General features: G+C 35.8%; 16 protein-coding genes. 9 read left to right on the top strand and 7 right to left on the bottom strand.

Annotated elements, in window-relative coordinates:
• Window position 1 precedes the first annotated feature (1 nt).
• Entirely contained in the window at window positions 2-652 is a 651-nt protein-coding gene (locus AC6UDC_RS00765; protein ID WP_500720773.1) for a hypothetical protein, read from the bottom strand.
• A 129-nt stretch (window positions 653-781) separates the two neighbouring features.
• On the opposite strand from AC6UDC_RS00765, the gene mazE reads away from it, so the two are divergent.
• The 4 genes from mazE (at window position 782) to AC6UDC_RS00745 (ending at window position 4525) form a co-directional block, all read left to right on the top strand.
• Window positions 782-1021 (top strand): type II toxin-antitoxin system PemI/MazE family antitoxin, encoded by a 240-nt coding sequence (mazE, locus tag AC6UDC_RS00760; protein ID WP_500694149.1) that lies wholly within the window; start codon window positions 782-784, stop codon window positions 1019-1021.
• Between the two features lie 448 nt (window positions 1022-1469).
• Complete coding sequence (locus AC6UDC_RS00755) at window positions 1470-2318, top strand: MetQ/NlpA family ABC transporter substrate-binding protein (protein WP_500694150.1); 849 nt, start codon at window positions 1470-1472, stop codon at window positions 2316-2318.
• A 14-nt stretch (window positions 2319-2332) separates the two neighbouring features.
• Window positions 2333-3547: a peptidase T gene (pepT, locus tag AC6UDC_RS00750; protein WP_500694151.1), complete on the top strand. Its 1215-nt coding sequence runs from the start codon at window positions 2333-2335 to the stop codon at window positions 3545-3547.
• A gap of 354 nt (window positions 3548-3901) precedes the next feature.
• Window positions 3902-4525 (top strand): hypothetical protein, encoded by a 624-nt coding sequence (locus tag AC6UDC_RS00745; protein WP_500694152.1) that lies wholly within the window; start codon window positions 3902-3904, stop codon window positions 4523-4525.
• A 97-nt stretch (window positions 4526-4622) separates the two neighbouring features.
• Here AC6UDC_RS00745 and AC6UDC_RS00740 read toward each other — a convergent pair whose 3' ends face one another.
• Both AC6UDC_RS00740 and AC6UDC_RS00735 read right to left on the bottom strand, forming a co-directional pair.
• Complete coding sequence (locus tag AC6UDC_RS00740; protein WP_500694153.1) at window positions 4623-5270, bottom strand: PD-(D/E)XK nuclease superfamily protein; 648 nt, start codon at window positions 5268-5270, stop codon at window positions 4623-4625.
• A gap of 59 nt (window positions 5271-5329) precedes the next feature.
• Window positions 5330-6355: a DNA adenine methylase gene (locus tag AC6UDC_RS00735; RefSeq protein WP_500694154.1), complete on the bottom strand. Its 1026-nt coding sequence runs from the start codon at window positions 6353-6355 to the stop codon at window positions 5330-5332.
• A 371-nt stretch (window positions 6356-6726) separates the two neighbouring features.
• Here AC6UDC_RS00735 and tdc point away from each other — a divergent pair, with 371 nt between their 5' ends.
• The 3 genes from tdc (at window position 6727) to AC6UDC_RS00720 (ending at window position 11848) form a co-directional block, all read left to right on the top strand.
• A complete protein-coding gene (gene tdc, locus AC6UDC_RS00730) occupies window positions 6727-8628 on the top strand; it encodes a tyrosine decarboxylase (protein WP_500694155.1) in 1902 nt (633 codons plus the stop codon).
• A gap of 18 nt (window positions 8629-8646) precedes the next feature.
• The gene (gene tyrP / locus AC6UDC_RS00725) at window positions 8647-10056 is read left to right on the top strand and encodes a tyrosine-tyramine antiporter (RefSeq protein ID WP_500694156.1); all 1410 of its coding nucleotides are present in this window, start codon (window positions 8647-8649) and stop codon (window positions 10054-10056) included.
• A gap of 403 nt (window positions 10057-10459) precedes the next feature.
• Complete coding sequence (locus tag AC6UDC_RS00720; RefSeq protein ID WP_500694157.1) at window positions 10460-11848, top strand: SLC45 family MFS transporter; 1389 nt, start codon at window positions 10460-10462, stop codon at window positions 11846-11848.
• 146 nt (window positions 11849-11994) lie between these two features.
• Here AC6UDC_RS00720 and AC6UDC_RS00715 read toward each other — a convergent pair whose 3' ends face one another.
• The 4 genes from AC6UDC_RS00715 to tyrS form a co-directional block, all read right to left on the bottom strand.
• Window positions 11995-13671 (bottom strand): glycoside hydrolase family 13 protein, encoded by a 1677-nt coding sequence (locus tag AC6UDC_RS00715; protein WP_500720771.1) that lies wholly within the window; start codon window positions 13669-13671, stop codon window positions 11995-11997.
• A gap of 70 nt (window positions 13672-13741) precedes the next feature.
• Entirely contained in the window at window positions 13742-15418 is a 1677-nt protein-coding gene (locus AC6UDC_RS00710; RefSeq protein ID WP_500720769.1) for a glycoside hydrolase family 13 protein, read from the bottom strand.
• Window positions 15419-15445: 27 nt separating this feature from the next.
• Window positions 15446-16810, bottom strand: a complete 1365-nt coding sequence (locus tag AC6UDC_RS00705; protein ID WP_500694160.1) for an SLC45 family MFS transporter — start codon at window positions 16808-16810, stop codon at window positions 15446-15448.
• 181 nt (window positions 16811-16991) lie between these two features.
• Complete coding sequence (gene tyrS / locus AC6UDC_RS00700; protein WP_500694161.1) at window positions 16992-18245, bottom strand: tyrosine--tRNA ligase; 1254 nt, start codon at window positions 18243-18245, stop codon at window positions 16992-16994.
• 535 nt (window positions 18246-18780) lie between these two features.
• On the opposite strand from tyrS, the gene AC6UDC_RS00695 reads away from it, so the two are divergent.
• Window positions 18781-19974: a galactokinase gene (locus AC6UDC_RS00695; RefSeq protein ID WP_500720767.1), complete on the top strand. Its 1194-nt coding sequence runs from the start codon at window positions 18781-18783 to the stop codon at window positions 19972-19974.
• A 14-nt stretch (window positions 19975-19988) separates the two neighbouring features.
• The gene (gene galT, locus AC6UDC_RS00690; protein WP_500720765.1) at window positions 19989-21458 is read left to right on the top strand and encodes a UDP-glucose--hexose-1-phosphate uridylyltransferase; all 1470 of its coding nucleotides are present in this window, start codon (window positions 19989-19991) and stop codon (window positions 21456-21458) included.
• Window positions 21459-21469 lie beyond the last annotated feature (11 nt).

The following is a 21469-nucleotide window of genomic DNA, read 5'->3' as shown; positions in this document are numbered from 1 at the left end:
TTTAGTAGTCTTTAACGTACCGAAACTCACGATGATATCTGCGACCAGCTAACTTCTGCGCCAGTTGCTTACTGCGATAGAAGTGGCCACCCTCGTTCATGTTAACGATTGGATTCACCCCGTTATTGACGAACGTCAACATATCAACGTGGTAATCGTCGACCTTTTGGCGTCGTTCTTGAAGATAAATCCCATCACCCGTTGATTGCGTCCAACCGTACAGATTAACGGTGGCCGCCCTTCCCTTTGGACCTGATTGCCACGGAATGTAACTCATGTTGCGTAATAACGACCAATTTTCGGTCTTTTTTATGTAACTATTACTAAGTTTAGTGCGATTACCAATTTCTTTAAAATGGGGCTTATACTTGGTTTGATGGATCGTGACACAATATGTATCTGGTTTGGAGTCGGCTCCATAAATAGTCGCTGAACTCGTCCTTTTCGTGTTGCGGATGATGCTGTACCGATTGGTTTTAGTTGAGTACGAGTACCAAGCTCCGCGAAACTTTGATGGAAAACTGGCCATGCTCATGCCCTTGCTGGTCTGCTTCTTGTGAACATGATGTAATGCAGCAAAACCCGCGCCAGCTAAGACAACCACTAACAGTATTAATACTCCAGTAACGATGAAATATCTTTTCTTTTTCATGGACCCCTCCTGATTAAAGTTAAGTAATTAATGTTAATGGATAATCATTACAGTTTAAGCATAGCGCACTGAGTGGTGATGTACCAGGTAAAATCGTCATTATACAAATTTTTGAAGGAGGAATTACTAATGAAACTTAGAAAAGTTGGAAATAAAAGTGTAATTACGATTCCAAAAAGATTTAGCTATCCTGAAGGCACTGACTTTGACATCAAAAAAGAAAATGATGGGTCATTAAAGTTAACGCCTAAACATCGAAATCCATTTGAAGGAACATGGTATCTAGATGGACTAGATGAAAAACAAAAGAAAGCCCTTAGACAAAGGGAAGAGTTAGGTAAAGCAATGGGAAGAGAGATAATTAAATAATGTGTATACCAAAAAAGTGAGATTATCTCCTTAGATTTTATTCCCAGTGCTGGAAAAAATTAGAAAAAAATAAATATAATAGTTGACAATGATTCAAATTAAAATTATAGTACTTGGCAACAATAACTAAACAAATAATATTTACCAGTTGAGTACAGATTGAAAATTTGTATAGAGAGTTCCCGGGTGATGAAAAGGAATCAAATTGAGATTTGGAATATGGACTGGATTCAAAATTATTAGTGAAATTGATTAGCTAATAACGGTCCTGTATCCGATATCAGTACAAAGTTATACTGGGTTTCCTGGTGCAACTTACTGAGGTTAGATTCAAGAGAATCTAGCAAATTAAGGTGGTAACACGATTAGCAGTCGTCCTTTTATTAGGACGGTTGCTTTTTTATTTGGTTATTGAAATATATTAATTCACATTTTGGGAGGTAGAATCATGAAGAGAAGAACCAAGTACATTATTTTAGGAATTATCGTTGTTTTAGTGGTGTTGGCAGCTTATTTTAGTTTTTTTCATAACACAAGTGCTACTAACAAAAAGAAAACCATTACAGTCGGCATCATGAATGGATCCAAAAAGGATGACCAGATTTATCAATCAGTTGCTAAAACAGCAAAAGAAAAATATGGCTTACATGTCGTTTATAAGAAGTTCACTGATTACTCGCAACCTAACCGTGCATTAGCTGAACATGAAGTTGATCTTAATTCATTTCAACACAGTGCTTTCCTTAATGCTTGGAATAAAGGCAATCACGGTAATATCGTTCCAATTGGAAAAACTTTTATTGGACAAGGTCGGATTTATTCTGACCATTTAAAAAATCTCAAAGACATCAAACCAGGATCAACCATCACGATTCCAAATGATGCAACTAACGAATCTCGTGGTCTCTACATTCTCCAAAGTGCTGGTCTAATCAAACTCGATCCAAATAAGAGTCTGGTCAATGTAAAAGATATCAAGAGTAATCCCAAAAAATTAAAAATTGAAGAAATCGATGCCAATCAGGCACCAAGAACATTACCTGATGTAGCTGCCTCATATGTCCTTGGTAATTTTGCTCAAAGTGCTGGATTAGATCCAAATAAGGCCATCTACGTTGAACCAATCAACAAAATTTCTGCCAAATGGATTAACATCATTGCAGCAAATAAAGATCAACGAAATAACAAGTACTATAAAGAATATGTAAAAGCTTATCAAACCCAAAAAACTAAAAAATTATTAAACAAACTATACGGAAAAGTTGAAATTCCAGCATGGGACATTAATTTAAAATAACGGAGGTTTAGGAAATGCAAAAATATCCAGAATTATTAAATGATTTTCTCAATTATGTAAAAATTAATACGAGATCTGATTCTTCTAAAAATAGCATTCCCACTACCATTGGCCAAACAGAGTTCCTTAAAAAACTCGCAAAACAACTAAATAACAAAAAGCTAACCAACGTTCATTTTAGTGATGGAAGTTACTTATTTGCTACTCTACCTAGAAATACTACCAAAGCTGTTCCAAAAATCGGCTTCATTGCTCACGTTGACACAGCTGACTTCAATGGCGAAAATATTCATCCGCGCATACAAAAAAATTATCAAGGTAAAAACATTCAGCTTAACTCAAAATATCAACTAAACCCAGACGAATTTCCGAACCTAAAAAATTACATTGGCGATACCATCATTACTACTGATGGTTCAACGTTGTTAGGTGCCGACGATAAAGCTGGCATTGCAGAAATTATGAGCATGATTGATTACCTTCAAAAGAACCCAGAAACTAAACATGGTGACATTTTAGTTGGATTTGGACCAGACGAAGAAATTGGTAAAGGCGCCGATCATTTCAATCCAACGGATTTTGGGACCAACATTGCTTATACTCTTGATACAGGAGCTGCTGGTGAAATTAATGATGAAACTTTCAACGCGGCAGAAGCTAATATCACAATTAATGGCACTAGTGTCCATCCCTCTCATGCCAAAGGAAAAATGGTAAGTGCAATCCAATTAGCAATCGAATTTGACAATCAAATTCCTTTATCACAACGCCCTGATGTTACTGACGGAAGACAAGGATTCTATTTTGCAACCGACTTTAAAGCTACTCCTGATGTCGCACATATCAACTACATTATTAGAGATTTCGATAAAATTGCCTTTGAGAATAAGAAAAATCATCTAAAAAAAATCGTCAATCAATTAGATAACAAATACGGAAAAAATCGAGTACAAATCACCTTTCACGACCAGTACTACAATATGAAGAAACTAATTGATCCAAAAATCGTTAAAAGAGCCGAAAAAGCAACCAAAGATGCCGGTCTTAAACCGAAGATTATTCCGTTTCGTGGTGGAACAGACGGATCTAAAATCACTTTCAAGGGTTTGCCTACTCCTAACTTAACTAATGGAAGTGAAAACGCACATGGTAGGTACGAATTTGCAGTATTAGAATCAATGAAGAAAGTTACTGACGTATTAGTTAATATTTCAAAAATTAGTTTATAGTTAATCTGATTTCATCATCTTTGATAGCATAAATGATTCTACACTCGTAAAACAAACCAACAGTGTATTAATGAAAGAATTATGTAAAAACAACCATTATTCCTTATTAAGGAATATCAACATTGCCGCCAATACAACGAATCAAGGTTCTATAATTATAAAATTATAGAAATGTTTTAACAATTTATGAAGAGTATATATTGATTTTCTAATATCTTCTTTCAATAAATTTTTTACTTCACTAATTGTATATTATAAATGAGGGGGTAATTGGAAAAAATTGTTGAAATAAATTTAATCAACAATTATACGTTCATAATTTAATAATTATTTATTAATAAAGGAGATAATAAAATGAAACTTAATGATTTAAGAAATATTCAATACGTTATCGATTTAATACTTCAAACCCAGAGTGATAGAAATGAAGTTAATTCGGAAAACAGTAATGAAAAGCAATTTGAGTTATCAAGTTATGCTTTAGTAGTATATTCACCGGCAATGGGCATCATTCAGTTTGACCCATTTCTTGAAAAACATAATCAAAAGTATGATAAAAATAATTATTCTCCAAAATATTATGATATTCATATTAACTGGGGACTTAATTATAAACTTTATTCAATCGAACACATTAACATAAGTAATGAAAATAAATTTAAATTTATAAATGAACAATTTAAAAGTAATTATGCGCTTAATGATAAAAACACTATCAATAATTTTAGAGAAATAACAAAAAATCCAGAGGTGCTTCTTAGGTTTGCTATCAACTTCATGGAAGAAATTAATAAATTAAAAGATAATAAAGAGAAGTCGTTAATATCCAACTATGATAATGCTATACCAAATCCTGTGGTGTACAATGTAACTCACTTTAGAGACAATATTACTCTAGAATTTGAGATTATGAACAAAGATGAAAATTTTAAAATCATTAGTCTTCAACCAAGGACAAGATTACCTAAAATTAAATAGTTATAGAATAAAGACCCATTCCATTGATATGAAATGGGTCTTTATTAATTCATAAAATAATAACATGATTATGATAGGCAAGTCTCATTACGAATAATTATAATCCAAACCACCAATATTCATAATCATCAAAAAATATTTTTATAGCATCATCACGTAAATTATTAAAATAATCTTCGTATTCAACTCTTGAATTTGTTCGCTTAGTTACATTGCCATTCTTATCTTTTCCAATTCCATTAATAAACCAATCCTTATTAAACAAAGCAGCAAATTGTACAGTAGGTTTAGGCTCTCCATTTAAGTGATTTAAAATATCTTGATATAATTTCCTTTTATTAACAAAGCCAAACATTTTTTCATCCACAGATCCTGGTGTTTGCTGCCACTTCTTTTCGACGATAAATATAGTATTTACTTCTTCATTAAAAAATACTTCGTCTGGTTTCCATCGTTTATTATTTGTGTTATCTAAACCATATATTTCATGAAGAGCGTTATAAAAAGCATATTGTTTAGTTAAAATTCCAACATACTTTTCTTCATGTTTATCATTAGATTTTCTATAAAGATCATAAGAAAGTGTTTTAGTATTTACTATTTTGTCTTTATCATCATATTTATGTAGCTTTAAAATATACTTATTAGATAAATCACGATTAATTCTTGATACCAAATCTGTACTATTTTCAAATTTTAATCCCGAAGCATTAGTATGTGATCCTCCTACACCGTTTTCCTTCAAAAATAACCACTCCCTTTATAAAACAATTATAAAGGAAATGGTTATTTTTATAAAGATTATTAATAATTCGTTATTACGACTTCTCCAACAACCCCTCTCTTCTTACCATTACTATTAATAGATCTTTTAGCTTTTACACTGTTTATCTTAAAGTCTTTATACAAATCCCTAGTTAATTCTGTGTCAGAATTAGAAAGCATTACTTTAACTCCTCTTTTAGACAATTGTTTTGCAAGATTAGCTAACTCTTCCTGCTGGATTAAACCAAAGCCATCTTTCGTGTAACTTGTAAAATTAGAGATTTGATTAATTGGAATGTAAGGAGGATCAAAATAAATAAAATCATTTGCATTTGCATTTGCAACAGCAGCTTTATAATCACCACTTGTTATTTTTACATGTTTTTTTAGATAATCGCTAGTTGAATTAAGTGTATCCGGTAATAAATTTAACGTTTTATGATTTCCAAAGGGAACATTGTTTTGCCCTTTTTGATTAACCCGCCAAAGACCATTATATCCAGCTTTATTTAAATATATAAATCTTGCTGCTCTTTCCGTATCTGACATAGAAGTAATCTTGCCATTTCTATCTACCGATCTTAATTTATAATAAAATTCCTTATTATCTTGCTCTTGATAAATATCCAGAAGAGCTTTTAACTCGATAATATTATTTTTAACTACCTTCCAAGTATTAATTAATTCCTCATTAAAGTCGTTTATATACGCCCTATTTGGAGTTAAAGATAACAAAAGTGCTCCACCCCCAACAAAGGGCTCATAGTAATCTTTAAAATTATCTGGACAATAATATTTTAACTTAGATAAAAGTTGTCTTTTTCCACCTACCCATTTTATGAAAGGGCTTGGACTAGGGTGAATCAAATATTTTTCAAAATTATCATACGACATATTAAGGCTCTCAGAAATCTTAATTAATGTATCTTTATAATTTCTTATTACAGAATCATAAGGTCTATCTATTTGACTAATTAAAGTTGTATAAGGAACATTAATCATTTTGGAAATTTGCTTAAAAGTAAGATTATGTTCTTTCAAAATGTCATTTAAATTATTTTTCATACCATTCTCCCTGTTTCGTATTACGTAACCTAATCATATCATAGAATACGAAACGAATTCATTTTTTATTAAAATAATATTTAATATTATTAAGAATGATATATTTATTAAATATTATTATCTAAACATTGTGCATGATTATACATGTATAAAATACACTTGTATCCAATTATTATCATTTAATAAATAAACATTATGCATATAATCGTTGACATATTAGTACATAGTCACACAAATGCCACTTTCACTAAATTTTATCAAAAAACATTTTTACTGATATGTTTAAAAATTGTGTTATGTTGAACAAAGGTTTAATATAATCAGCGTAACATGCAATTACAATATTAATGTTTTTTATGGAGGCGTTTTTTATGAATACAAGTAGTGATGACGAATATAATTATAAAAATTTGGATTTGAACGCTTTATTTATCGGTGACAAATCTGAGAATGGACAACTCTACAAAGATCTTCTAAATAAATTTGTAGACGAACATCTTGGATGGCGTAGAAACTATATGCCCGCAGATAAACATATGATTACTCCTGAAGATCAATCATCCTCAGAATTTCAAGGAACAGTAAATCATTTAAGAAGTGTAATGGATGTTGTTTCACGAAAACTCCGTTCCCAATCAGTCCCTTGGCAATCAGCCGGAAGATATTGGGGCCACATGAATTCTGAAACCCTTATGCCAGCAATTCTTGCTTATGATCTTGCAATGTTATGGAATGGAAATAATGTTGCTTATGAATCTTCTCCTGCAACTTCTCAAATGGAAGAAGAAGTTGGTAATGATTTTGCCAAATTAATGGGATATACACATGGCTGGGGACATATCGCGGCTGATGGCTCCTTGGCAAATCTAGAGGGATTATGGTACGCAAGAAACATTAAGTCCCTACCTCTAGCAATGAAAGAAATAATCCCTGAACAAGTTAAAGGAAAAACTGATTGGGAACTCCTTAATATGTCAACCAAGGAAATTATGGATATTCTCGAAAATAATCCTGATAAAATTGATGCACTTAAAGCTCATTCAGCACGCAGTGGTAAAAACATTCAAAAACTTGGTAAATTATTAGTTCCACAAACAAAGCATTACTCTTGGCTAAAGGCAGCCGACATTATTGGGGTAGGTCTTGATAACGTTGTCTCTGTTCCCGTTGATAGTAATTACAGAATGGATACTAATGAACTAGAAAAAATCATAAATAAATTAGTGAAAGATAAGACTCCTATTTTGGGTGTGGTTGCTGTAGTAGCATCTACTGAAGAAGGGGCAGTGGATCCCGTAGACAAAATCGTAGATCTCCGTAAAAAGTTTGCTAAACAAGGTGTAAATTTTTATTTCCATGTTGATGCAGCATATGGTGGATATGGGAGAGCGATGTTCTTAAATAAGGATAATGAATTTATTCCTTATAATGAATTAAGCAAAGTTCAATATGATAATAACGATTTTACTGAAGATAAACAATTCTTTAAAGAAGAAGTTTACAACGCGTACAAAGCAATTGAAGATGCCGATTCAGTAACAATCGATCCACACAAAATGGGATATGTTCCATATGCAGCTGGTGGAATTACAATAAAAGATATTAGAATGCGAGATACAATTTCATATTTTGCAACTTATGTATTTGAAAAAGGAGCACATATTCCCGCATTATTAGGTGCATATATTCTTGAGGGATCAAAAGCTGGGGCAACTGCAGCATCAGTATGGGCTGCTCACCACACCTTACCATTAAACGTCGAAGGATACGGAAAACTAGTAGGAGCTTCGATCGAGGGTGCCAATCGTTATTATAATTTCTTGAAAAACCTAGAATTTAAAATTGGAGATAAAACAATTGAAGTCTATCCTCTCACGAAACCGGACTTTAACATGGTTGACTACGTATTAAAGGAAAAAGGAAACAATAGTTTAAGTGATATGAATAAACTAAACCATGATATGTATGACGAAGCATCATATGTGTCTGGCAATTTATATAGTAAAGGATATATCGTATCTCACACAGATTTCCCAAAGAGTGATTATGGAGACAGTCCATTAAAATTCGTCAAATCAACGGGAATTAGCGAAGATGACTGGAATAAAGTAAGGACTGTTACAATCATTCGTGCTTCTGTCATGACGACTTATATGAATAAAAAAGAAAATTTTGAATATTTTGCTCCAAAAATTAAATCAGAAATGCAAGAAGATTTAGAAAAAATATTTGAAAATAAAATTGTGAAAAAATTAGAAAAAGAACATAAATAAGAGAGTTGGTGAATAACAATGGCTAAAAATGCCAAAAAGATTAGCTTAATTACTTTTGTAGGTATGACAATGGCATTATGTGCAACCGTCCGTTCGATTCCTTCCATTGCTGCTAGTGGTTGGACGCAAATAACATATATGTTATTTGCGGTATTATTCTTTGCTCTTCCTATTGCTTTAATATCGGGGGAACTGGGTACTATGATGCAAGCTGAAGGAGGTCCTCAACTTTGGGTAAAGTCAGGACTAGGAGATCGCTGGGGATTTGTTACAGCATGGCTTTTATGGGTTCAAATGTTCCCAGGAATGGTCATGGTTGCTTCAACACTAGGCCCTTTATGGGGAAATACCTTTGGATTCATAGCACTTGGAAATAATCATTGGTTTATATTAGCTAATATATTAATTTTTTATTGGATTATTACCATTCTAAATTTAAAGTTCGACATGGCTAAGGTTGGGGGATCCATAGGCGTCTGGCTTGGAGTATATATTCCAATCGTTGTAATGCTAATAATGGGTGTTTGTGCATTAACAAAAGTAGGAATTATGCCTAATGGATATCTAGGTTCATTTTCATGGAGTAAACTACTTCCCAGCCTGAGCAATGTGTCTTCACTTCAGTACTTTGCTGCTATTGCCTTTGTATTTGTTGGATTAGAAATGTCATCAGTATTTATTCCAAGATTAAAGAAGCCTGAAAAAACATATACTCGTGGTATTTTTATAGCTTTAATTGGTTTAGTATTAATGAATATCATTAATTCATTACTTGTTGCAAATGTTATTCCTAATGGACAAATTCAATTAGCAAATATTACTCAACCAATTCTTTTATGGTGTAAAATTCTTGGCTGGCCAACAATAATCGCTAACATTTTTAGCTTTATGGTGGTTATTGGCGTGATTCTTCAATTATCGGCCTGGGTAACTGGACCATCTCAAACAATTGTACAAGTTGCTCGAGATGGTGAATTGCCACCTAAATTTGGATTCCAAAAAGTAAACAAATTTGGAGTTTCAAAAAATGTTGTTTTAACACAGTCAATTATGATTACGTTGTTTGCTCTTTTATATGGATTAATGAAAAATGTTAATGGTGTATTTTTAATACTAACAAATGCAACCACAATTATATATTCAATCGTATACGTATTAATAGCAATCACATTAATTGTACTGAGAATTAAAAAACCTGAAGCACCTCGTCCTTATAGAATTGGAAAAAAAGGAAATTTCTTAGGATTCTTCACAGCAGCTATTCTTCTCTTTGGAATTGCCGTTATCATAATATCAACTCTCTTAGCTAATAGTTTAATGACAGCAATCTTAGTTATTGTTATCACTGCTGTATTGTTTGTTATTCCGCTTATTATTGATAAATATAAAAATCCAGCTTGGAAATCTAAAGCTGACAAAAACATGTGATTAAGAAGTCCTAAGATATTCATTAATCATTAAATAAATGATGACTCCCAAAGAATTAGTTATAACTAACCTCTTGGGAGTTTTTTAGTTAAACAAATCTTTTTTATATTTAATCAAAATATACTTTTCATAAATACCATTGTTTTAATTAATTTTTAAATTTTGTGTTCTTACTCTCATCTATTTTTCAACTAACATTGAAATTTACATTTGATGTAACCGCTTGCAAAAAAATATTTGAAGGACTATAAATATCTATGTTGGAATATTTATTCTGATTGAAATGAAATCACATTATTAAAAATATAAAATGATAGCTACATTGTTATTTATGTAATTGTTTTCTAAAAATTGTTTATTGATCAATTTCTAAAAAACATTCATAAATAAAGGAGGAAATCTCATGGACACAAAAGCAAAAAACAGTAATTCTAATGATAAAACTGAACCAAAAAGTTTTGCATCACATCTACCAAGTTTAAAAGTAAGTATGATATTTGCAATGACATTCGGATTTTTTGGTGTTAACATGGCATTTTCATTGCAGCAGTCACAAATGGGCCGGATTTTTCAGACCATTGGTGCTAACCCAAACAACTTAGGATTTTTCTTCATCCTTCCACCATTGGCAGGAATGATTATCCAACCTTTAATTGGTAAATATTCAGATCGGACTTGGAACCGTTTTGGCAGAAGGATGCCTTACTTACTTATTGGTGCGCCAGTTGCAGCCATTGTCTTAGTATTGCTTCCCAATGCTGGTTCATTCGGTTTTGGATATGGTTCATCTGCTGCTCTTTGGTTTGCAGCCATTGCTACTCTATTCATGGATCTATCATCTAATGTATGTATGCAACCATTCAAGATGATCATTGGTGATATGGTTAATGAAGATCAAAAAGATATGGCCTGGTCATGGCAACAAGCATTCTCTAACCTTGGTGGTGTTCTAGCCAGCTTGGTACCATTCTTTTTAGCATTCATCGGTTTACCTAATATTGCCAAAAGAGGGGATGTTCCAATTACAGTTAAATTGGCTTACTATTTAGCTGCAGCGGTATTGTTACTAACTTCCTTTTATACTATTGCCAAAGTTCGTGAATATAATCCTGAAGAATATGCTTTTTATCATAATATTGATTTGACTAAACAAAAGAAGCAACCCAGTCTTTGGACTCTAACCAAAAAAGCTCCTCGAGTATTCTGGGAGATTTCAATTGTTCAATTTTTTACCTGGTTTGCCATTCTTTATTCTTGGACTTACGCTACTGGTGCCATTTCATTAAACGTGTATCATACCACTAACCCATCATCTGCAGGTTATCAAGCTGCTGGTAATTGGTATGGTGTTCTTACCTGTATCCAAGCAGTTGCATCAGTTATCTTTGGTTTCTTAGTACAAGCTAAGACAAAGCCAAAAAACAGAAAGGGCTGGTATGTCTTTGGCTTACTTGCTGGAGCCCTTGGATTTATTCTAATTTTCTTTATCCACAGTAAGTTACTCCTAATATTACCATTCTGTTTGATTGGAATTACTTACATTACGATGAATACGCAACCATTTTCATTATTAACTGAAGCGTTAAACGGTGAAAATGAAGGAGCATACCTTGGATTATTCAATTGCGCAATCTGTTTACCACAAATTGCCGCATCACTTTGCAGTTTCTTTATCTTTCCAATGGTCGGACACTCAATGCCAGCAATGTTCTTGGTAGGCGGCGTTTCACTGATAATTGCTGCACTCTCAGTAAGATTTATCCATTCTAAATTGAGTAATCAAGTAATTTAATATAATTATTGATGATAAAATTCCCTAAACAATTAATATATTATGTAAAATTTATGTTTTCATGGATTCATAAAAGGAGGCCCAATACCGATATTCAATCGGTATTGGGCCTCCTTTTTTCTCAAAATTCATTTAATATATTTTTATTATTTCATTCTATACACTTTACTCTCATACGCCCTCAACTTCTTACTAACATCATCAGCGTAATTTCCAATTAACTCTTCAGCCCCATCAGGTACCTCATAATCACGTTCCACCTCGTGGTCAGTGAAATTACTGATAACTAATAAAGTTTCGTCTTGATAGTGACGCTTATACGCAAAGACTTCCTCATCGTCTGGGTCCAATAGTTCAAAGTCCCCTTCAATAATGATTGGATTATTCTTACGTAATTCAATTAACTTCTGGTAGTAAGCAAAGACCGATTTTAGATCATCAACCTCATCTTTCGCGTTAATTTCTTTATAGTTCTTGTTTACCGCAAACCACGGTGTACCAGTGGTAAAGCCAGCGTTTTTTGAATCATCCCACTGCATCGGTGTTCTGGCATTATCACGAGACATATTGGCAAGATATTTCATCATTTTTGTTGGCGAAACAATCTTTTCTTTTTTGACAAATTGGTCGTAGGCATTAATTGTTTCAATGTCTTCATACTGACTCAAGTCCTCTTTATGGGCATTCGTCATTCCGAGTTCTTCACCCTCAAAGATGTACGGCGTTCCTTGCATCATATGAAGCGTGGTGCCAAGCATTTTAGCAGCCAAAACACGATACTTGGGATCATCCGTCGCAAATCGACTCACGGCACGAGGTTGGTCATGATTACTCCAGTAAAGTGAATTCCAACCCTTACCATTTAGCTTCGTTTGCCAGTTATTAAAGACTTGTTTTAATTCAGTTAACTTCACTGGTTGATCGTTCCACTTTCCTAAACGTTTATCTGAATTAGATGATAAAGTAACATGATCAAACTGAAATACCATATTCAATTCATGAGCATCAAATCCAGTGTATTCAATGGCTTGTTTGGGGTTAATGCTCGACATTTCGCCGACAGTCATCACGTCATAATGAGAGAGAACATCTTGATTTAATTCTCTTAAGTATTGATTCAGCTTCGGACCATTAAAGACATCTTGGCCTGGTGCACCATACATGGCGTTTTTAGCCTTATCTACATCAGGCAATCCCACTGGTTTTGAAATCAGGTTAATGGCGTCCATCCGGAAGCCGTCAACCCCCTTATCTAACCAAAATTTCATCAAACTCTTAACTTCTTCTCTGACTTTTGGATTCTCCCAGTTCAAATCGGGTTGACCGTCCGCGAAAAGGTGCAAATAGTATTGACCAGTGGTTTCATCGTATTTCCACGCTGGCCCACTAAAGAACGAACCCCAATTATTCGGTTCGTGGCCATCGACAGGGTCCTTCCAGTAGTAATAATCACGATACGGATTGTCTTTTGATTTCCGACTTTCTTGAAACCACTTGTTTTGATCAGACGTGTGATTAACAACTAAATCCATCACAATTTTAATTCCCAACTCATGCGCCCGGTCTAACAATTTTTGAAATGACTCCATGTCGCCGTACTTCGGATTAATTTTGCGATAATCGGCGATATCATAACCATTATCTTCTTCTGGTGATTCATAGATTGGATTCAACCAAATCACGTTGGCACCTAATTTTTTAATGTACGGCAACCGTTCTCTAATACCATTTAAATCACCGACTCCATCACCATTACTATCCTGAAAGCTCTGTGGATAAACCTGATATACCACTGCATTTTTCCACCATTGCTTGTTTTTCATAATTTCCACCTCTCAACTAAACTTCCGTTAAAAACAGGCCCATCAAGGTATGGTTTGATGAGCCCGGTTTTTATTTACTTAAATAAACTTTTGTTTCGTAAGGACGTAACTGACCTTCAATGTCATCATTGTAGTTTCCAATCAGTTCCTTAACGCCAACTGGAACCTCATAATTACGACTCAATTTTTGACCAGTAAAGTTACTTTCAACGAGTAATGTCTGTCCATTGTAGTGTCGCTTGTACGCAAAAACCTGGTCGTCGTCAGGATCCAACAATTCAAAGTCTCCTTCGATAATAATTGGATTATCCTTCCGTAACTTAATTAGGTCATGGTAATAAGTGAAGACTGAATCTGGATCATCAACTTCATCGGCTGCGTTAATTTCATGGTAATTCTCGTTAACAGCAAACCAAGGTTTCCCCGTAGTAAATCCAGCGTTCTTAGAAGTATCCCATTGCATTGGTGTTCTAGCATTATCACGCGAGATGTTAGCTAAGTAACTCATCATTTTCGTTGGCGATACCAACTTATCCTTGTTGACGAACTGATCGTAAGCGTTCAGTGATTCAATATCTTCATACTGACTCAAATCTTCTTTGTGAGCGTTCGTCATCCCGAGTTCTTCACCTTCAAAAATATAAGGAGTTCCTTGCATCATATGAAGCGTGGTACCAAGCATTTTGGCAGCCAAGATCCGATACTTGGGATCATCGGTCGCAAACCGACTAACAGCACGAGGTTGGTCATGGTTACTCCAGTAAAGACTATTCCAACCCTTACCGTTTAGCTTGGTTTCCCAGTTATTAAAGACTTGCTTCAACTCAGTTAGTTTAACGGGTTGATCGTTCCATTTGTCCAGGCGTTTATCTGGATTAGGTGATAGCCCAACGTGATCGAATTGAAAGACCATGTTTAATTCATGAGAATTAAAACCAGTGTATTCCAACGCTTCATCAGGCGTTGATGAAGGCATTTCACCAACAGTCATCACGTCATAATGAGAGAGCACGTCGCGATTTAATTCTTTTAAGTATTGATTCAGGTTAGGTCCATTTAACACGTCTTTGGCCGGTTCAGCATATTTAGCATTTTCAAGTTTGGGTGCATCTGGTAAGCCCTTTGGTTTAGAAATCATGTTGATAACGTCCATTCGGAAGCCATCGACTCCTTTATCAAGCCAAAAACGCATGATGTTCTTGACCTCGCCTCTAACCTTGGGATTATCCCAATTCAAATCCGCTTGTTCATCGGCAAAGAAGTGCAGGTAGTACTGGCCAGTTTTAGGATCGTATTTCCAAGCCGAACCCGTAAAGAAGGAGCCCCAATCGTTAGGTTCATGACTATCAACTGGATCACGCCAGAAATAATAATCACGGTATGGATTATCTTTAGACTTTTCACTTTCCTTAAACCATTCATTATCGGTCGAAGTATGGTTAACCACCAAATCCATCACGATCTTAATGTCTAAGTCATGGGCAGCATCAAGTAACTTATTAAACGATTCCATATCACCGTATTTAGGATTGATTTTCCGATAATCAGCAATGTCATAACCGTTGTCAACTTCGGGTGAGACGTAAATTGGGTTCAACCAAATCACGTTGGCGCCTAATTTTTTAATGTACGGAAGCCGTTCTCTAATCCCGTCTAAATCTCCAACTCCGTCTCCATTACTGTCCTGAAAGCTTTGGGGATAGACTTGATAAACGACTGCATTTTTCCACCATTGTTTATTTTTCATAACTAACTCCTCAACTAAAATTTAAAATTATTTTTTACTTTCAATGGGTTTAACGTGAATAGCACTAACGGCTATCACTCCTAATAACATCATAATTCCAGCAACCAAAATCATGCCAGGCATTGATTTTCCAATAAGCGGGAAAATGGCGAAACTAACTAGTGAAGCAATGATCTGAGGCATGCAAATACTGATATTAAAGAGGCCTAAGTAGGCACCCTCATCCTCACCGTTCAAAGCCTCAGTCACGATTGACAGTGATTCAGACTGCATGGCAAGAAAGGCAATTCCAATTAAAACAAAAGCAACAACTGAAAGAGCTTGAGAATGGATAAATGCCAACCAAACAAAGCCAACCCCACCAGCAAACAGTCCAATCCGATACCACATTTTACGTGAGTTGGGTTTCGTCCGTGACAATACTAAGAATCCAAAGATAGCGGCGGCTAATGCTTCAACTCCTGACAGAATTCCAAACCAGTTCCCGGCTGCTTGATATGCGGCTGACGATGGATCAGTAACATGCCAGATAGTCTTAGCAATTGAACCAGTTCCATAAGTCCATAAGTATTGAAAAGCAAACCAACTAAAGAATTGGACAAACGAGACTTCCCAGAATGGACGAGGCGCCGTCTTTAATAATTTAATTAAACTACTCTTCGTTTTTTGGGCATTAACATCAATGCCATGATACTTGGCGTAGACAGTTGGACTGTATTCATGAACTGACATAACGGTATATAAAGCCGTGATTAGTAAGACAGCTGCAGCAGTATAAAATGCAATCTTAACTGATAATGGAACCACACCTTTAGGTGCTACGTTTGAAATTCCAAGCGCCGTTAAGACGAATGGAAGTAAAGTTGCAAACACTCCACCTAAGTTTGAGAAGGACTGCTGCCATGACCATGCTAAATCCTTTTGGTCTTCATTAACCATATCACCAACGATCATCTTAAATGGCTGCATACATGCATTTGATGAAACGTCCATCATGGCAATCGTAATTGCACCAAATAGAAGAGCTGCAAGCGATCCATAACCAAACCCAAATGAACCAGCATTAGGTAACAATATCAGTACAATCGCTGCAATTGGAGCTCCTACTAATAAATATGGCATTCGTCTACCAAACCGATTCCAGGTTATATCTGAATACTTACCAATCAATGGTTGCACAATCATTCCAGCCAAAGGTGGTAAAAGGAAGAAGAAACCTAACTTTGTTGGATCCGCACCAATAGTCTGAAAGATTCGTCCCATTTGTGAACTTTGAAGCGAGAATGCCATATTGACCCCAAAAAAGCCAAATGTCATCGCAAAAATCGTATACAAACTCAACTTAGGAAGTGTATTCTTCTTAGGCTTGTCAGCAGATTTAGAATTATCCATAACGATCCTCCTATTAATTCATTTATTACTTTTTAACGAATATATTGTGATCACAGTTTTAGTATAGCTAGTTCTTTTATAATGTAAAGCGCTTACATTTAAAATAACAAATAAATTCAATTAATTATGAATATAAAAGTGCATAAAAATAGTCATTGACTAAGCAGTCAATGACTATTAGTTATTTTACTTTTGCTAAGAAGTAATGTTTCTTCCCTCGACGAATAATAACAAATTTTCCTTCAAAATTATCATTAGGATCAATTTGATCATCGACTGAAACTACCTTTTTACCGTTAATCGTGATGGCACCATTATTTACATCTTCTCTAGCTTGTCGTTTGGATTTATCAACCCCAGTTTCAACAAGTAAATCAATAATATTTACAGGATTATTTTCAATCTCTGAAGTAGGAACATTGTTAAATGCCTGACTAACTTCCTCAACAGATAATTTCTCTACATCACCGTTAAATAATATATTACTTATATCTTCAGCTTGTTTGGTTGCTTTTTCACCATGAACAAAATTAGTTACTTCTTCTGCTAATACCTTTTGTGCTTCCCGTTTTTGTGGTTCTTTTTTAACTTTCTCAGCTAGTTCATCTATTTGGTCCTTATTCAAAAATGTGAAGTACTTAAGGTACTTTATGACATCTCTATCGTCTTGATTAAGCCAAAATTGATAGAATTCAAATGGTGAGGTTTTGTTTGGATCTAACCAGATCGCACCACCAGCAGTTTTACCAAATTTAGTTCCATCTGCCTTTAACATCAGTGGGATAGTCAGTCCATAAACTTTAGTTTCAGGACCATCGATTTTGTGTATTAAATCAATTCCAGCTGTTATATTACCCCATTGATCGGCACCACCGATTTCTAATTGAATATTATATTTATTGTGTAATGTCAAAAAATCAACAGACTGTAGTATTTGATAAGTAAATTCAGTAAATGAAATTCCTTGATCTAGACGACTAGCAACTATGTCTTTAGCAAGCATTGAATTAATATTAACTAATTTTCCATAATCTCTAAGAAAATCTAAAAGAGAAATTTTTGATAACCAATCATAATTATTTACAAAAGTTATATTTGAATCTTTACCAAATAATTTTTTCATTTGTTTAGTTAAAGAATCAACATTATGTTGCACTTTATCCATTGTTTGAAGAGGACGTTCTGTTTTACGACCACTTGGATCTCCAATGGAACCAGTTGCTCCACCAATCAAAATGTATGGATGATGACCTGCACGCGAAAATCTTTCCATCATCATAAATGGTATTAGATGTCCGATATGCATGCTGTCTCCAGTAGGGTCAACCCCACAGTATAATGAAATCTTATTATTTTCTGTTAAATCTTCAAGAGCTTTCTCATCTGTTTCTTGATTGATCGCCCCTCGCCACTTTAATTCATCAATAATGTTCATTACAATAACCCCCTTTGAAAGAAATAACTTAATGTTTTATATTAAAAGTTTACTTAATACTAAATAAAAAACGTCCCTGTAGAAAAACTACAGGGACGCAATTTGCGCGGTACCACCCAAATTTGGATAATAAATATATCCACACTCATTAATGTAAGAATTGACTAGTATTGCTTACATTTATTATTTAATTTAAGTAATTCATTTAACTGTCCTGCATGACTCACACCAACCGTCAATTCTCTGATCTCACAAACAGCAAACTAATATAACTTTTAATATGATAAGAATACCACATTAATTTCTTTAAAACAACAATAATGTAAATTCTTTCACATTGTTGTTGTTTTTCTATCTTTATTAACAAACAAATTATAATTCGCAATTATCTACAAATTCCACCTGTTCACCCTTCTATCACAATTAAGTCAAACAATTATTTTACAGAATAAAAATCTTGACTTACCATATGAAAACGCTTACTCTCAAAATAGAAATCACTACAAATAAAATGATTTCTAAGGAGATGTTTTAAATGACCGAGAAAATAACTTCAACTAACAAAATCATTAGTAATTTAAAGGATAAATTTCAAAACTTGTATCAACAGGAACCGACCAAGGCGTATTTCGCGCCTGGCCGAATCAACCTGATCGGGGAACACACCGATTACAACGGTGGTCACGTCTTTCCGTGTGCCATTAGCCTCGGAACGTACGCCGTGGTTACCCCGACTAACGATAAAAAGGTCAACATCTATTCAGAGAACTTCCCAGATACGGGAGTCAACTCGTTTCAAATCGATGACCTAACAATTAACCACGATGATGGCTGGATTAACTACCCCAAGGGCATGTTCAAGGCGTTTGCCGACAAGGGTCACAAGCTGGATCATGGTTTCAACATTCTAATTTATGGCACTTTACCGGATGAGTCAGGACTATCATCATCTGCTTCCATTGAGATGTTGTTTGGCAAGATTTTAAACGACCAGTTTAACGATGTCTTCTCGGGACCAGAACTAGCCAAACTCGGACAACATGTGGAAAACAACGATATCGGTGTGAATTCCGGCATCATGGACCAGTACGCCGTTGAGATGGGCAAAAAAGACACGGCCATTCTGCTCGACACCAACACGATGAAAAGCGAGTTCGTCCCGATTAAACTTGGCAACGACAAAATCGTCATCATGAATACCAACAAGAAACGGGGCCTCAAAGATTCCAAGTACAACGAGCGCCGCCAACAGTGTGAGGACGCCTTAAAACTCGTCAACAAGGTGGCCGATTTTTCATCGTTTGGCGCCATGTCAAATGATGAATTCGACGAGTACACCTACACCATTAATGACGCAACGTTGTTGAAACGATCCCGTCATGCGGTTTCCGAAAATCAACGAACCTTAAGAGCCGTGAAGGCTTTACGCAACAACGCTATTGCTGAATTTGGTCGACTGGTGAACGCCTCTCACATTTCACTTGAATACGATTACGAAGTCACTGGTCCAAACCTGGATACGCTAGTTCATGAAGCCTGGAAGAACGGTGCCGTTGGATCACGAATGATCGGTGCTGGCTTCGGTGGGTGTGCGATTGCGATTGTTCCATCCGACCAAGTCGCAAGCTTCACCAAAAACGTTGGTGACACCTACAACTACCGGTTCGGCTACGACGCTGACTTCTACATTGCCAACATCTCGGATGGCCCGAAAGAAATCCAGATTTAGGTGAGGTGAACAACATGGAAAATCTCGTTGAACACTACGCCGGTCAGGTCATTGATACTGGACAAACGTACCGACCATCGGACCGCACGTATCTCATAAATTATCTTTACCATTTGGTTGGTGAAAAGAACGTGTCCAATCCGAACTTATATAATAAATTATTGGCAACGGTCGATCAATTAATCGATGTGGCCATTAAGAATGGTCAAATTGACGATACCCTCAAAAACCGTGAACTGTTAGAGGCGGAACTGACTAATCTCTACACCCCACTTCCAAGTGCAGTCAATGACAAGTTCTGGAACCTGTATCAGCAGGCTCCAGACCGGGCCACAAACTATTTTTACAATTTAAGCCAACAAAATAACTACATTAAAACCGCTCGCATCAAGAAGAACCTGCTCTGGGACATTGACACCAAGTTTGGGGATCTGGAAATCACGATTAACCTGTCGAAACCGGAGAAGGACCCCAAAGACATTGCCAAGGCCGGTCAAAACACCCACTTTGGTTATCCCAAGTGCAACCTGTGCGCTCAAACTGAGGGTTACTACGGTAATTCGCAAATTCCGGTGCGGGTTAATCACCGCATCATTGATGTTTTAGTTGGCGGGAAGCCATGGGGCTTTCAGTATTCACCGTACTCCTACTTTGATCAGCACTGCATCTTTTTGGATGATGTTCACGAGCCGATGAAAATTAGTGCGCAGACGTTTTTCAATCTAACTGAAATTGTTTCGATGTTCCCTGCGTACTTTATGGGGAGTAATGCGGACCTACCAATCGTGGGAGGTTCAATTCTGAGTCACGAACACTACCAGGGCGGCTATCACACCTTCCCAATGATGAAAGCACAGACCCGGTTCACCTTTGACTTGGATCAGTATCCAGACGTTAAGGCCGAGGTCTTAAACTGGCCGATGTCGACGATTCGCCTGACCGGGACAGATAAACAAGAACTGATTGATTTTGCGACCCATATCTTAAATGAATGGCGTAAGTATTCAGACCCATCCGTTGACGTGCGTGCCGAAACAAACGGGACACCACACCACACGGTCACACCAATCGTCCGCATGAACAAACAGGAGCAGTTTGAGGTCTACGTGGTTCTGCGTGATAACCAGACGTCAAAGAAGTATCCCGATGGCATTTTTCATCCCCACGCCGAATACCAACACATCAAAAAGGAAAACATTGGCCTGATTGAGGTGATGGGACGGGCCATTCTACCCGCTCGTCTGAAATCCGAACTGGCCGAGGTCAAGAAGTATCTACTTGGTCAGCCTAACGACATCGCGGATTATCACGTTGCCTGGGCCAACCAGATCAAACAAAGTTACCAACTCAATCCCGACAACGTCCAGGACGTGATTGACAAAGAAGTCGGGATTACCTTTATGCACGTCTTGGAAAACGCCGGGGTCTTCAAGCTTGATGACCAGGGGACCGCAGCGTTTCAAAAATTCATTCACACACTTTAGGAGGTTATTAT

The organism is Fructilactobacillus sp. X7R7C1, from assembly GCF_059901065.1.
The sequence above is the reverse complement of the archived record's forward strand: the minus strand, read 5'-3'. Positions and strand labels throughout refer to the sequence as shown.